Annotated in this window: 9 protein-coding genes; all 9 read left to right on the top strand. The window is 39.2% G+C overall.

Annotation, left to right across the window (positions count from 1 at the left end; genetic code table 11):
• Nucleotides 1–19: 19 nt before the first annotated feature.
• Nucleotides 20–4,885, top strand: coding sequence for a beta strand repeat-containing protein (locus tag KJS36_RS05395; protein ID WP_213535088.1), 4,866 nt, complete (start codon nt 20–22; stop codon nt 4,883–4,885).
• 202 nt (nt 4,886–5,087) lie between these two features.
• The gene (locus tag KJS36_RS05390; protein WP_244842720.1) at nt 5,088–6,422 is read left to right on the top strand and encodes a citrate/2-methylcitrate synthase; all 1,335 of its coding nucleotides are present in this window, start codon (nt 5,088–5,090) and stop codon (nt 6,420–6,422) included.
• Nucleotides 6,419–8,968: an aconitate hydratase AcnA gene (acnA, locus tag KJS36_RS05385; protein WP_213535084.1), complete on the top strand. Its 2,550-nt coding sequence runs from the start codon at nt 6,419–6,421 to the stop codon at nt 8,966–8,968. The genes KJS36_RS05390 and acnA overlap by 4 nt, the downstream gene beginning before the upstream one ends.
• 3 nt (nt 8,969–8,971) lie before the next feature.
• On the top strand, nt 8,972–10,201 hold the full coding sequence (gene icd / locus KJS36_RS05380) for an NADP-dependent isocitrate dehydrogenase (protein ID WP_213535082.1): 1,230 nt from the start codon (nt 8,972–8,974) through the stop codon (nt 10,199–10,201).
• 27 nt (nt 10,202–10,228) lie between these two features.
• Complete coding sequence (locus tag KJS36_RS05375) at nt 10,229–10,762, top strand: rRNA large subunit pseudouridine synthase E (protein WP_213535079.1); 534 nt, start codon at nt 10,229–10,231, stop codon at nt 10,760–10,762.
• 212 nt (nt 10,763–10,974) lie between these two features.
• On the top strand, nt 10,975–11,766 hold the full coding sequence (locus tag KJS36_RS05370; RefSeq protein WP_213535077.1) for a dihydroorotate dehydrogenase electron transfer subunit: 792 nt from the start codon (nt 10,975–10,977) through the stop codon (nt 11,764–11,766).
• Nucleotides 11,763–12,695, top strand: coding sequence for a dihydroorotate dehydrogenase (locus KJS36_RS05365; RefSeq protein ID WP_213535075.1), 933 nt, complete (start codon nt 11,763–11,765; stop codon nt 12,693–12,695). The genes KJS36_RS05370 and KJS36_RS05365 overlap by 4 nt, the downstream gene beginning before the upstream one ends.
• 138 nt (nt 12,696–12,833) lie before the next feature.
• Nucleotides 12,834–13,637, top strand: coding sequence for a hypothetical protein (locus KJS36_RS05360; RefSeq protein WP_213535073.1), 804 nt, complete (start codon nt 12,834–12,836; stop codon nt 13,635–13,637).
• 111 nt (nt 13,638–13,748) lie between these two features.
• Complete coding sequence (locus KJS36_RS05355; RefSeq protein WP_213535622.1) at nt 13,749–14,396, top strand: HAD hydrolase-like protein; 648 nt, start codon at nt 13,749–13,751, stop codon at nt 14,394–14,396.
• Nucleotides 14,397–14,449 lie beyond the last annotated feature (53 nt).

Raw genomic sequence — 14,449 nt, 5'->3', positions numbered from 1 at the left:
AATATAGAAAGGGAGGCTCATGAAAAAAAAGTTTGGTTTTAAGGTCATGACGCTTGCAATGGTTGTTACTTTATTGCCCTTTGCGAACCTGGGCAGTTTAGTTCAGGCTGTTAGCACGGGGAATGTAACTTCTACGACCCTTAAGAAGACGTTATCACCTCAAACAATTTCGGCAGCAGATACAACACCAACAGACGGTTCAGCAGATATCACGCAAAGCGATGTCCCTACTGCTAGTGCTTTTTCAGGACAATCTATTGCACAGCCAAGTCGTCCTGACTTGCCTACAAAATCAGTAACGAATGCTACTAATCCAAGTACATTTGGCTATCAAGCTAGTATTGCTGGCTTGCCTAATGTTGCTTCAGGTCAGATTGCGGTTATTCAAGGAGGAAGTACAGTCTTTAATGCTTCAACTGTTTCTGATGCAAATGTTCAAGCAGCACTGAGCTGGATTAATAGCAATGGTAGTAGCTCTAATGACTATGTTCTCTTTATCGGAGGAACAGTCACACTAAGCACTACAACGACAGCAAATTCTGGCGCAGCAGGTTCATTCTCAGGATTATCTGGCAAGGCAAAGTCTTTAACTATTGTCTCTGCACCAACAGATAGTTTGACAAGTTCTAATACTGCAGCAGCTACTGGCGCAGCAACGATTACTACTCCAACAAATAATTATTTTACTATCCCTACGGTTTTTCGTAATATAACTGTAGCAGGAAGTAATGATAATTTCTACGCTCAAGGAAATGCTTTTGCGACAACTAATGGTTCTTGGGTAACTGGTGGTCCTAATATTTATGGCGGTACAGACTCAACGACTTTGTCAGTAGCAAGTACTAACATCTATATTGGTTCTGGAGGGACGGGAACATGGAATATCTATGGCGGTGACCCTTCAAGTAATCAAGGAACAATTTCTGGAGATACTCATGTAACGATTGCAGCAGGTCCTAATTCAGGAATGACAGTTGGTACTCTTTCAGCAGGTAATGCTGTAGGAGGTACAATTACTGGTAATACTAATCTTTCTGTTACAGGTTCCGGAGCTACTTTTAGCGATATATATGGTGGAGGAGTTGGAACAAGTGCTGCTCCTATCACTGTTGGCGGCGATGTTATCAATAACTTTAACGTAACAACTGCAGGTTCTATACCAAGTTATAATGCTATCTTTGGCGGTGCAGCTTATGGAACAATCAAAGGTGCAGTTTATAATACTCTTGCAGGAAATGGTCAATGGGCTGGAGGAGCATCTTATGCAGGAGCTGGTTTTCAAACGAATGTTGGTATATCTACTAACACAGGAATAGCAGTTTCTAATAGCTTTGATTGCTCACACTTCACTTCAGGAAATACCTATTTTGCTGGCGGAGTTGATAGTCGCAATATAACTGGCACAGCTTCTGGTAAAATTTACGGTAACATTATTAATTATGCTCGTGCAGGGTTCAATAATAATGGTTATATCAATACCTTTTCAGGTGCAAATGGTACAGGAACAGGTAATGTAAACGTTAGTGCAATCTCAAATATAAGTGGTACAGTAGATTCTACAACTGCTTCATCAATTAACAATACTCTATATTCAACAGCAGCTACGGCCGTCTTTGGTAATGTTTATAGTTGGGCGCAAGGTGGGATATTCAACTCAGCAAGTGCCAACAATAACTGGATGCGTGGTGGTGGTTACGGTTATATTGATGGGGACACAACTTTAGATATTGGTGATGCAAGTACTGCACCAGGTGGTACAACAACTGGCGAAAACAATGTTTCCGACGGTAGTCGTTCATCTTCTGGAAGAACTGGTATTGGTGGTGCTGGTATGGTAACTACAAGTGGTGCTGCAGGTCAAAGTGCTTCAGCAACTACTTCAATTTCTTATTCTAGCTCAACATCTGCCGCTTATAATACTGGCTTTGATATTGTTGGCGGTGGTGGTACTATTAGCTCAAACAATGATTATTGGCAAACTGGTAATAGTACAACTATCCAAAATAACGATTTGGCACGTTGGACATATGGTTCTAGTTTTGGTGGATATACCTATGGAAATTCTTATAATTTCCTAAATGGTGGTATGGTTGATACCCTAGAAGGTGCCGGATATAATGATGGAGCTGTTATTGGTAACTCTAACACTCAAGTTAATAACGGTCAAGTAAACTGGTTCCTGTCTGGAGGTGGTTGGAATACCGTTCTTATCACAGGTAGTATGACAACTGTTGTTTACAATGGTGTAATCAATGCAATTACTGGTGGAAACTATGGATTAGGTTCCAATGTAACGCAAGGAGACTCAAATGTCTATGTTTATGGAGGAGATTTCTCAGGAAGCCCACGTACAGGAACGAAACAACTTTGTGGTGGTAACTTTTATGACGGTCCTACTTCCATATATGGTAACAGCCAATTAACACTTGATTTAACCGGTCCAACAGGTTCGACCTTCAAGTTTCCAAAGGGAAATACTTACCTTTCTGGTGGTTCAGGATATGGTAATAGTTCCAACTATACTGGAAGTAGCGCAAGCAACACTATAGGTTTAACTATAAAAGCCAATGCTACAACCGCTACGATGCTATCTTCAGCAATCTTATATGGAGATGGAACAACTGGTTCTCGCACAAAAGCAGGGACAATAAATATTAATATTGATGCGGACGGAGCAACTGTTGGTAGTGTTTATGCAACAAATTATGCAAATGGCTCTACCTCAAATGGTTTGGCGCGCAATGTTAATATAAACGTTAGTGATGGTGTTACTATCGGAGGCTCTGTTTATGGTGGAGGTTCTTCTGATAATTATACTAATGCAATTACCAAAGTAGGAACTAATACTTCGAATGTGACATTAGGAGATAATAGTAGTGGTAATCCTATTCTGATTTCTGGAACATTGGGGAACTTTACAAGCGCTTATATCTCTAAAGGTGTTACTGTTAATGTTCAAGGTAAATTCTTGAATGGTGCCGGAGCTACAGCAGCTAACCATGCGGCGACTTATTCGACTTTTGGTAATCTCAAAATGGATGATGGCTCAACCTTACAAACAACAGGTTCAGCGTCTGGTACAGTCTCAATAGGTAAACTAACTGTTGGTAAAAATTGTCAAATTTCTACTCCATATCTTCAGACAGCGGGAGTTATTAACCTCTCAGATTTGGATATGAGTAATGGGAATTTGTTCTGGATACCAACTGGAACAGCAGTGAGTCCTACGACGAGCTACACAGGAGCATATTGGGGAACACAAAATGGCTTCCCAGTATTGACTTTCAATGGTGGTTCGGCAGCGACAGATTCAGGAGCTACAAATATCACGCCCGGTAATTTCACTGGTATAGATGCGACAAATAATTATGCTTTCTTGGGTGATTATACGATGGCTTCAGGTTCAACACCAACAAGCCCAACATGGGTAGGTTATGTTGTTCCTGGTCAAGTTCGTGTTTATAATGTTACTGGTGATTCAGGTTCTGGATACTGGCAACAACATTTGGCAGGTACAGGTATTTCAACTGGAACTCCTACACCAGGTACAGCAATGAGTGCTTGGGCTTCTGTTGATGCTGATACAAATGCGACAACAATTCAAGTTATGTACACGATGAGTTACAAGCCTACGACAACAAATCCGTTCTCTTTTGCAACAACGGGAGATTATTATGTTAAAAGTCGGACAGCTTCTGCCTATAATGGCAGTGTGTTGAATAACTATCCAACAACAAGTCCTAACTTTGATGTCAATGGTACTACAACAGGTGCAACGAGAAGCTTTGATACGAGTGACTACTTTACTGGTAATCAGCAAAATGGTAGTCAAAGTACAACAAATCCAACATTTGGCAGCTATATCATTCAAAATGTTGTCACTGATGACACACAAAGTTTGAATACAAACAACATTATCATTTCAAATAGTACTGCGCAAAGTTTAACACAAACACAACTGGAGCAGTTAGTTAAAATGACTGGTGTTGGTGTGTTGAGTGATGTTACTTTACCTTCTGATGTACTTACGGAAGCGAATGCTGGTTTGTCTTCTGGACAACAAGAACTCACAATTCCAATTACTTGGACAAATGGAAGTGCAACATCAAGCTCAACGTTGGTTATTGTTCCAGACCATGCAATGATTGCAAGTGATGGACAAACAGCTTTAGATGCTTATGATGCAACTTTAACTGGAGATGAAGCAAATGCGATTACATCTGATGAAAATTCAAACACACCAGATGAAGGAGCAACACCTCCAGTCTTTGCAAATGGTGTAAATTATTACACAAATCCTATGGCTGTTGATGCAGCAGGAAATGTGACAACACCAACGTTGACAAATGCAAGTACGTTGATTCCTACACTTCAAACAATGACAGATAGTGGTACACAAACAGCGAATTATTCTTATGGTTCATTGTCTATGAATGTGACACTTACAGTGAATGTTGGCTACTTAGACTTTACACAAGCACCAACGAATGCTGATTTTGGAACACTCAATGTGTCTGCTCAGACAGTTGTTGCTTACCCAACTTATGATAAGAATCTTGTTGTAACGGATTCACGTACAGGTTCACAAGCTTCACCTTGGCAGTTGACAGTGGCACAAAGTTCTCCACTTGTTAGTGGAAACGGAACGTCATTGGCAAACTATCTGATGTTTAGCGATGGAACAAATTCAACGGTTTTATCAAGTGCAGAAACAATTGTACACGATGAAACAAGTAATCAGGTTGGAACTTACACAATCAATCAAAATTGGGGTAACTCAAGCAAAGAAGGTGTTTATCTGGATGTTCCAGTAAGTGCTCAACGTGCAGGAAGTTATCAAGGTCAATTAACTTGGACACTTTCTGAAACACCAGGAAATGACTGAGAATAAGGACTAACATATTTTGAATAACTCTTTCTAAAATAGATATATTTTTAGAAAGAGTTTTTTTATATCTAATAAAAATTTGACAGAAGAATAATTTTCAAATATTAAACAATGAGAATAAAAATAATTGTAAGAAAAGATGACATTTTTCAGAAAATAATATATAATAAATACTATATAATTAAAAATGGAGGAAGATATGAAGCAAATCTTAGAAAAATATCAGAAAAAGATTATGAAAAATTCTGTGATTCCGACAGAATTTTATCAGCAGTACGATGTAAAAAAAGGGCTTCGGGATATCAATGGAAAAGGTGTACTTGCAGGATTAACAAATATTTCTGCTATTCATTCTTTTGATACTAATGGAAAGCAAATTCCGGGTATTCTTGAATATCGTGCTTATAATATCAAAGATATTGTGGGTAATTTGCGTGCTGAAAATCGTTTTGGTTTTGAAGAAAATGCTTATCTCTTACTCTTTGGAGAACTTCCAACAAGAAATGAACTTAAAGATTTTCAAGAACTTTTGGCAAAAAAGCGGACATTGCCAGAATATTTTGTACGGGAAAATGTTCTAGCAAATCCGACAAGTGATATTATTAATTCGATGAGTCGTTGTTTGCTGACCCTTGCTAGTTATGACCCGAAAGCAAGTGATATTTCGATTGAAAATGTGCTAGACCAGTCACTGAATATTATTGCTAATTTTCCGCTACTTGCGATTTATGCTTATCAAGCTTATAATCACTATCGACAAGGAGCAAGTCTTTATATTCATTATCCTGATACAAAGCTTACGACAGCAGAAAATATTTTAAGAATGCTTCGTCCAGATAAAAAATATACGGATACGGAAGCAAAAGTCCTTGATATTGCACTTATTTTGCATATGGAACATGGTGGTGGGAATAACTCGACTTTTACGACGCACGTTGTGACGTCTTCTGGAACGGATACTTATGCAACAATCGCAGCAGCATTATCAAGTCTTAAAGGGCCAAAACATGGTGGTGCTAATATTAAAGCGGCAAAAATGCTTGAAAATATCAAAGAGAATATTCAGAATTATGAAGATGAAGAAGAAATAGAAGCTTATCTTTATAAAATTTTGAATAAGGAAGCCTTTGACTGTCAAGGGCTGATTTATGGGATTGGACACGCAATTTATAGTGTGAGTGACCCACGTTTTGAAGTCTTTAAAGCTTATGTTGCCGCACTTGCTAAAGAAAAAGGACTTGAAGAAGAATTTGAACTCTATGAAAAAGTGACAAAGCTTGCGCCACAAGTGATTACAAACTATAGAAAGACTTATAAGACAATTTCTCCTAATATTGACTTTTATTCAGGATTTGTCTATCGGGTACTGGGGATTCCGCAAGAACTTTATACACCACTTTTTGCGATTGCACGTATTATTGGCTGGTCAGCACACCGTATTGAAGAACTAATCAATATGAATAAAATTATTCGTCCTGCCTATGAAAGTGTGTTGCCATCAAAAACTTATGAGAAAATTGAGGAGAGAAAATGAAAAATCTAACTGTCAATGATAAAAATTATCGCTATTATGATATTTCTGAGATAGCAGATATTGAAAAATATCCTTATAGTTTGAGAATGTTACTTGAAAGTTTGCTTCGTCAGACTAATGGAAAGACGATTACAGAGGAGCATATTGCAAATGTTCAGGCTTATTTACAAGGGAAAACAGGGACTGAAACAGTCTTCTTACCTAGTCGTGTCGTATTGCAAGATTTCACTGGTGTTCCTGCTTTGGTGGATTTGGCAGCTATGCGTGATGCGATGGTTAAACTGGGAAAAAATCCGAAGTTAATCAATCCGGAAATTCCTGTGGATTTGGTTATTGACCATTCTGTGCAAGTAGATGTACAGGGAAGTGAACAAGCGCTGATGTTGAATTCAGAAAAGGAATTTGAGAGAAATCGTGAGCGTTATGAATTTTTGAAATGGGCAGAGAGAAGTTTTGAAAATTTTCGAGTTGTACCGCCTGCTACAGGGATTATTCATCAAGTTAATATTGAATTTTTGAGTGATGTTATTCATGAAAAAGATGGACTTTTATATCCTGATAGTGTTTTTGGTACGGATAGTCATACGACGATGATTAATGGTTTAGGTGTTTTGGGCTGGGGAGTTGGTGGCATTGAAGCTGAGGCTGTCATGCTAGGAGAGCCAAGTTCTATTCCTGTCCCAGAGGTTATTGGAGTAAAATTTATCGGAAAACTAGGACTTTTTGCTACAGCTACAGACTTAGCATTAACGATTACAAAACGTTTGCGTGAAGCGAAAGTTGTTGGCAAATTTGTTGAATTTTTTGGTGAAGGTTTGGCTAAATTATCATTGGCAGATAGAGCAACTATTAGTAATATGGCGCCAGAATATGGGGCAACGTGTGGTTATTTTCCGATTGATGAAGAAAGTTTACATTATCTGAGAGCTACAAATCGCTCAGAAGAACAAGTGGCGCGCGTTGAAGCTTATACGAAAGCAAATAAATTGTTTTATGATAAGGAAAATGAACCCGAATATAGTCAAGTGATTACGATTGATTTGAGCAAGATTTCTACTCGTTTATCAGGACCTGCGCGTCCACAAGATAGTATTGAACTTGATGATATGTCTGAAAAATTTGAGGAATTTGTGGAAGATAAACGCCCACTCAAAACAGATGATGGAAAAATTGCGATTGCAGCTATTACGAGTTGTACAAATACGAGTAATCCTCATGTGATGATTATGGCTGGTCTTCTGGCAAAAAATGCTGTTGAACTTGGGTTGGAAGTTCCTACTTATGTGAAAACTTCCTTGGCTCCAGGTTCTAAAGTTGTCACAGCTTATCTTGAAAAAGCTGGATTGTTGCCTTATTTGGAGAAATTAGGATTTAATATCGTTGGTTATGGTTGTACGACTTGTATTGGAAATTCTGGTCCACTTTTGCCTGAGATGGAAGATGAAGTGACAGAAAAAGATTTACTTGTAACAAGTGTTTTGAGTGGAAATCGGAATTTTGAGGGACGCATTCATCCGCTTGTCAAGGCAAATTATCTAGCGAGTCCGCCATTAGTTGTGGCTTATGCTCTTGCAGGGACAGTGAGGAAAAATCTTGCAGAGCAGGCTTTAGGAAAAACTAAAGATGGGAAAGATGTTTATTTAAAAGATATTTTGCCTGATGCGAAAGCAGTAGATGCTATTGTTAAAGAAGTTGTGACAGCTGAGCTTTATGCAGAATGTTATAGTAAGGTTTTTGATGAAAATGAAGCTTGGAATGCGATTAAGACAAGTCAAAGTGAAGTTTATGATTGGAAAGATGATTCAACTTATATTTCCAATCCTCCTTATTTTGATAGCTTGACGGTTGATTTTCCAGAGCGGACAGGTTTGTCTAAATTACGTGTGTTGACAAAATTTGGACATTCTATAACGACAGATCACATCAGTCCTGCTGGTAATATTCCTTTGAAATCTCCTGCTGGAAAGTATTTGAGTGCGGCTGGAGTGGAATACAAGGATTTTAATTCCTATGGTTCACGACGGGGAAATGATAAGGTAATGACGCGCGGGACATTTGCAAATATTCGGATTAAAAATCAGTTGGCAGATGGGCAAGAAGGTGGTTATTCTAAGTTTCAGGATGAGATTTTGCCGATTTATGATGTTGCTTTGAAATATAAGGCGGAAAATACGGGATTGATTGTATTGGCTGGTAAGGATTACGGTATGGGGTCTAGTCGTGATTGGGCGGCGAAAGGAACGAAATTGCTTGGCGTTGAGGCGATTATTGCTGAGAGTTTTGAGCGTATTCATCGGAGTAATCTGGTAATGATGGGTGTTTTACCTTTGCAGTTTTTGGAGGGGGAAAGTGCGGAAAGTTTGGGTTTGACGGGCTACGAGACTTTTAGTATTGATTTGCCTGAAAAACCACAAAGTCATGAGAAGATTACTGTACATGCAGATGAGAAAACTTTTGAAGTGATTTTACGATTTGATTCGCAGGTGGATTTGGATTATTATGAAAATGATGGTATTATGCCTTATGTCATTCGTAAGAAAGGATAAAAAATGAAGAGTGAGATGATTGATGGGAAACTTTTTGTGCCAGATGAGCCAGTAATTTCCTATATTTCTGGAGATGGTGTGGGGCAAGATATTTTTCCAGTGGCAAAAAATATTTTTGATGTTGCTGTTGAGAAAATTTATAAAGGTCAGAAAAAAATTGTTTGGGAAAAGTTGCTGGCAGGTGGTGAAGCTTTTGAAAAAACGGGAGATTATTTACCTGAAGAAACCTTGAAGGCAATTTCGGAAAATTTGATTGCGATAAAAGGACCTTTGATGACTCCTATTGGAGAAGGCTTTCGCTCAATCAATGTGACATTGCGTCAAAAATTAGATTTGTATGCTTGCGTGCGACCTGTGGAATATTTTGCTGGGATTGAAGCACCTGTGAAACGTCCTGAAAAAGTTGATATGACGATATTTCGGGAGAATACGGAAGATATTTATGCTGGGATTGAATTTGCCAGTGGAACGGCGGAAGTTCGGAAATTGATTGATTTTTTGGAAAAGGAGCTGGATGTGCATAAAATTCGTTTTCCTGAGACGTCGGCGATTGGTGTGAAACCTGTTAGTTCTGAGGGGACAAAACGTTTGGTTAAATCGGCTTTTGACTATGCTCTAAGTCATGGGAAAAAACGGGTGACTTTCGTTCATAAAGGAAATATCATGAAGTTTACAGAAGGTGGTTTTCGGAAATGGGCTTATGAAGTCGCTAAGGATTATCCAACTTTTACGCAACTTGAGTATTTGAAAATTAAAGCTGAAGATGGTGCTGAGAAAGCTGAGGAAGCTAAAAAAAATGCTCTTTCAGATGGAAAAATCTTTGTGGATGATGTGATTGCGGATAATTTTTTGCAACAAATCGTTATAAATCCTCAGAATTTTGATGTGGTTGCGACTTTGAATTTGAATGGAGATTATGTGTCGGATGCACTGGCTGCGCAGGTTGGTGGAATTGGAATTGCACCAGGTGCAAATATTAATTATCAGACGGGGCATGCGATTTTTGAGGCAACACATGGAACGGCGCCTGATATTGCTGGGAAAAATCTGGCAAACCCATCGAGTTTGCTCTTGTCTGGCGTGATGATGTTTGAATATCTCGGTTGGCAGGAAGTAGCTGAGGCGATAAAAACTGCTTTGGCTAAGGCTTTGCGGGCTGGGAAATTTACTGCTGATTTGGGTGGGAAACTTTCTACGAGTGAATTTGCTGAGGAAATTATTAAAAATATTTGAGAAATTCTTTTGTGTTATAATTTAATTATGATTATTTTATTTAATAAGCCTTTTGGTGTTTTGACGAAGTTTACGGATGATGAGGGGCGAAAAACTCTGAAAGATTTTATTGATGTTCCTAATGTTTATGCGGCTGGACGGTTGGATAAGGATAGTGAAGGGCTACTTTTATTGACGGATGATGGCAAGCTTAATCATCGATTGACGGACCCAAAAACGAAGGAATTTAAGACTTATGTGGTGCAGGTAGAGGGTGAATTTTCTGAGGAGGCTATTCGTCAGCTGGAACAAGGTATTTTGCTGAAAGATGGAAAAACTTTGCCGGCTAAGGTTGCGAAAATTGCTGAGCCTGATTGGCTCTGGGAACGCACACCTGCGATACGTGTACGAAAAAATATTCCCACGAGCTGGGTTGAGATTTCAATTCGTGAGGGACGCAATCGGCAGGTAAGACGAATGACGGCTCATGTTGGTTTTCCTACTTTGCGTTTGATTCGGACAAGTATTGGGAAATATCATTTGGAAAATATAGTTTCTGGTCATTATGAGATTATAAAATAGTAAAATACGTCTTGAAATTTGTTCTAAAAAAAGTTATAATATAGAAAACCTTTAAACAGGTCCAGAGAGGCTTGCAAGGATACGAAAAATTGACTTTTGACGATTTTGTCATTTTTGACAGAACTGTCAAAAAACTTTGAGTACACTTGCGGTCTTCTGTAAGTGTTTTTTTGTCAAATTTGGAAGTTTCTTATCATTGAAAAGGAGAAAAGATGGCATTATTGCAAGAAGAGATGAGGATTGTTAGTCAACGTGAAGTGGCGCGTGACATTTTTGAGTTGGTATTGTCGGGAAAGCTTGTGCAAGATATGGCTGTGACTGGGCAATTTTTAAATATCAAAGTGCCATCAGAAAGTATGCTTTTACGTCGTCCAATTTCGATTTCTAGTTGGAACAAGGAAGATGAAACTTGTACACTGTTGTATCGGACTGGTGATGAAACGAGTGGTACAAGGATTTTGTCGGAATGTGTAGTTGGACAAAGTTTAGATGTGATGGGGCCGTTGGGAACGGGTTTTGATATTGAGAAAGTTCAAGCTGAGGAACATATTGTGCTTGTTGGTGGTGGAATTGGTGTGCCACCACTTTATGAACTAGCAAAGCAACTTAATAAAATAGACTGCCAAATCACGGTAATACTGGGATTTGCATCTGCTGATGTCAAGATTTTAGAGAGTGAATTTTCTGATTTGGAAAATGTTGAGTTACAGATTATGACAGATGATGGAAGTTATGGGAAAAGTGGTCATGTGGGATTGGCTATGGAAGTACTTGGTTTCATACCTGATGCTGTGTTTGCTTGTGGTCCTGCGGTCATGCTCAAGTCTGTCTATGCAAACTTTGCTGATTCTGTAGTTAATGTTCAGCTTTCGCTTGAAGCGCGCATGGCTTGTGGAATTGGTGCTTGTTACGCTTGTGTTGTTCCTGATAAAAATGATGAAAATCATGCTTACAAAGTTTGTGAAGATGGGCCTGTTTTTCAGGCGGAAAAGGTGGTACTATGAGTAATCGTTTAGCTGTTAGTCTTCCAGGTCTTGACCTGAAAAATCCAATTATTCCTGCGTCAGGTTGTTTTGGTTTTGGGCAGGAATATGCGAAGTATTTTGATTTGAATAAATTGGGTTCGATTATGATTAAAGCAACCACTGAGCAGCCGCGCTATGGCAATCCAACACCGCGTGTCGCTGAGACACCTAGTGGAATGCTGAATGCGATTGGCTTGCAAAATCCGGGCTTGGAGGCAGTTATGGCTGAGAAATTGCCTTGGCTGGCTGAGCATTTTCCAGACTTGCCAATTATTGCGAATGTTGCAGGTTCTGAGGAAGCGGATTATGTTGCAGTTTGTGCAAAAATTGGCGATGCACCCAATGTTAAAGCGATTGAGCTGAATATTTCTTGTCCAAATGTGAAACATGGTGGGCAGGCTTTTGGTACGGTGCCAGAAGTGGCTTATGAATTGGTGAAAGCGTGTAAGACGGTTTCGAGTGTACCTGTTTATCCAAAATTGTCCCCTAATGTGACGGATATTGTGCCGATTGCACAAGCAGTTGAGGCGGCAGGTGCGGATGGGATTACGATGATTAATACGCTGATGGGCGTGCGTTATGATTTGAAGACGCGCCAGCCGATTTTGGCGAATATTACTGGTGGTTTGTCTGGTCCTGCGATTAAGCCTGTGGCGCTGAAGCTCATTCATCAGGTGGCTGAGGTGGTTGATTTGCCGATTATTGGAATGGGTGGTGTGATGACAGCAGAAGATGTGCTGGAGTTTTATATGGCTGGTGCGAGTGCTGTGGCTGTTGGCACGGCGAATTTTGCTAATCCGCGTGTTTGTCCTGAAATTATTGAAAAATTACCAGAAGTCATGGACAGGTACGGAATTGAGAGCTTGGAGAAATTGAGAAATAGTGTCATTAGAGAAAAAAAGAGCTGAGATGCTCTTTTAATTTTTAAAGTTGTGTAAAAGTTTATTTTTTGTTACTATGATTACATAAGAATTTCTAAAAATTCTTTTATGCTAGTATAAAAGAGTCTTCCTTGACAGGAAGATTCAATATGGTAGGAGAAAACGATGAAAAAATTTTTAACTTTTACAGTCTTATTGTTGTCTGTAGCAACGTTGACAGCATGTAGTAGTAAGGCAAAAACGGCGCATCATGAATTATCAGGCGAATTTTACGGTTCAAAAACGGATACAACTTTGGATTTTGAAAAGGGGAAAGATTGGTTGATTTATCAAACGGAGCTTCCGACGGGAAATGGAACGGTTACCTTGACGGGAAATTTTGATTATACAATGTCTGGCGACAAGATTACCATCAAATGGGGCAATAAATACGATAAAAAATATGGTTTTAAGCCGGGGGAAGTGTTGGGCGAAGGCAGGATTTCAAAGGATAATCAGACCATCACAATCACGAAAGATAAGTCTGATAAAAATACGCGTCATGCACAATATTATGATTTTTTAGACCCAAGTTTTGGTAAAAACAATCAGGCGGCGAAAAAAGCAAAGACGGAATCTTCGTCAAGCAAGGCAGCGGAGAATAAATGGAAAACAGAGGCGCAAGATTTTATTGACAAAACGGTCAAAACGAATGAAAATGCGGCGTTTACCTTTAGCAAGGCGGATTATGATGCGCTGTTTGCGGATGATTATTATGGGGCGACAAAAGGAGCTAAGGGAACAAACATTACAGATGTGCTGGCAAAATATCCGACAGTAAATACAGCAATGCCGGGATTTTCTGAGGATGGACAACTGATTCTTGGCTATGGTAAAAGTGATTCTAGTCGTTTTGTGCAACTTGAATTTGTGCGGCAAAATAATGGGAGCTACACATTGGTTGAGAAAACTGAATCTGGCTTAAAATAAAAGGGCGGCTGTCTATCAAAAGTGGTTTTGTGACCGCTTTTTTGCTAAAATAAGATGAGAAAGTTTTTTGACAATTCTGTCAAAAAATTTGAAGATAAGAAGGGGCGGAAAATGGAATTTGACACGATTTTGTTTGATTTGGACGGGACGCTGACGGAGCCTAGCGAGGGAATTGTGAATGCGTTGTTGTTTGCGCTTGCAAAGTTTGATATTTCTGCGGAACGCCAGGACTTATTGAAATTTATTGGACCTCCTTTGGCGGATTCTTTTCGGGAATTTTATAGATTTTCAGAGGAGAAAACTGCGCTTGCGATTGGCTATTATCGGGACTATTTTTCTCGGAAAGGAATGTACGAAAATCAGCTTTATGACGGGATTTTTGAACTTCTTTCTGACTTAAAAAATGCTGGGAAATCCTTGATTGTGGCGACGTCAAAGCCTGAAACATTTGCAATTGAAATTTTGAAATATTTGCAGATTGCAGACTTTTTCGACTTTGTGGCAGGTGCGACGTTGAATGAATCACGCAGCCAAAAAGCGGATGTGATTGCTTATGCGCTGTGCTCTTGCAGAATTTCGCCTGCTCGTGCACTGATGGTTGGCGACCGAAAATTTGATGTTTTGGGAGCGCAGGAAAATGGTTTGGCAACGATTGGTGTGCTGTACGGATTTGGTGGATGCAAGGAACTTGAAAATGCAGGTGCCGACTGGATTGCGGAAGATGTGACGGCACTTCGTCAGTTACTTTTTAGTGAATAATGATTTTTGACAGAATTGTCAAAAAAATTGAAGTCTAAATAGGCTAGAAAAAT

Source organism: Lactococcus nasutitermitis, assembly GCF_018403765.1.
GTDB lineage: Bacteria > Bacillota > Bacilli > Lactobacillales > Streptococcaceae > Lactococcus > Lactococcus nasutitermitis.
This window is presented reverse-complemented; position numbering and strand designations above follow the sequence as displayed.

What these genes read in the sequence shown, in the direction of transcription:
- KJS36_RS05365 (WP_213535075.1), top strand. Translation starts at nt 11,763, where the DNA reads ATGAGTAATCGTTTAGCTGTTAGTCTTCCAGGTCTTGACCTGAAAAAT.
- KJS36_RS05355 (WP_213535622.1), top strand. Translation starts at nt 13,749, where the DNA reads ATGGAATTTGACACGATTTTGTTTGATTTGGACGGGACGCTGACGGAG.
- KJS36_RS05395 (WP_213535088.1), top strand. Translation starts at nt 20, where the DNA reads ATGAAAAAAAAGTTTGGTTTTAAGGTCATGACGCTTGCAATGGTTGTT.
- acnA (WP_213535084.1), top strand. Translation starts at nt 6,419, where the DNA reads ATGAAAAATCTAACTGTCAATGATAAAAATTATCGCTATTATGATATT.
- KJS36_RS05390 (WP_244842720.1), top strand. Translation starts at nt 5,088, where the DNA reads ATGAAGCAAATCTTAGAAAAATATCAGAAAAAGATTATGAAAAATTCT.
- KJS36_RS05375 (WP_213535079.1), top strand. Translation starts at nt 10,229, where the DNA reads ATGATTATTTTATTTAATAAGCCTTTTGGTGTTTTGACGAAGTTTACG.
- icd (WP_213535082.1), top strand. Translation starts at nt 8,972, where the DNA reads ATGAAGAGTGAGATGATTGATGGGAAACTTTTTGTGCCAGATGAGCCA.
- KJS36_RS05360 (WP_213535073.1), top strand. Translation starts at nt 12,834, where the DNA reads ATGAAAAAATTTTTAACTTTTACAGTCTTATTGTTGTCTGTAGCAACG.
- KJS36_RS05370 (WP_213535077.1), top strand. Translation starts at nt 10,975, where the DNA reads ATGGCATTATTGCAAGAAGAGATGAGGATTGTTAGTCAACGTGAAGTG.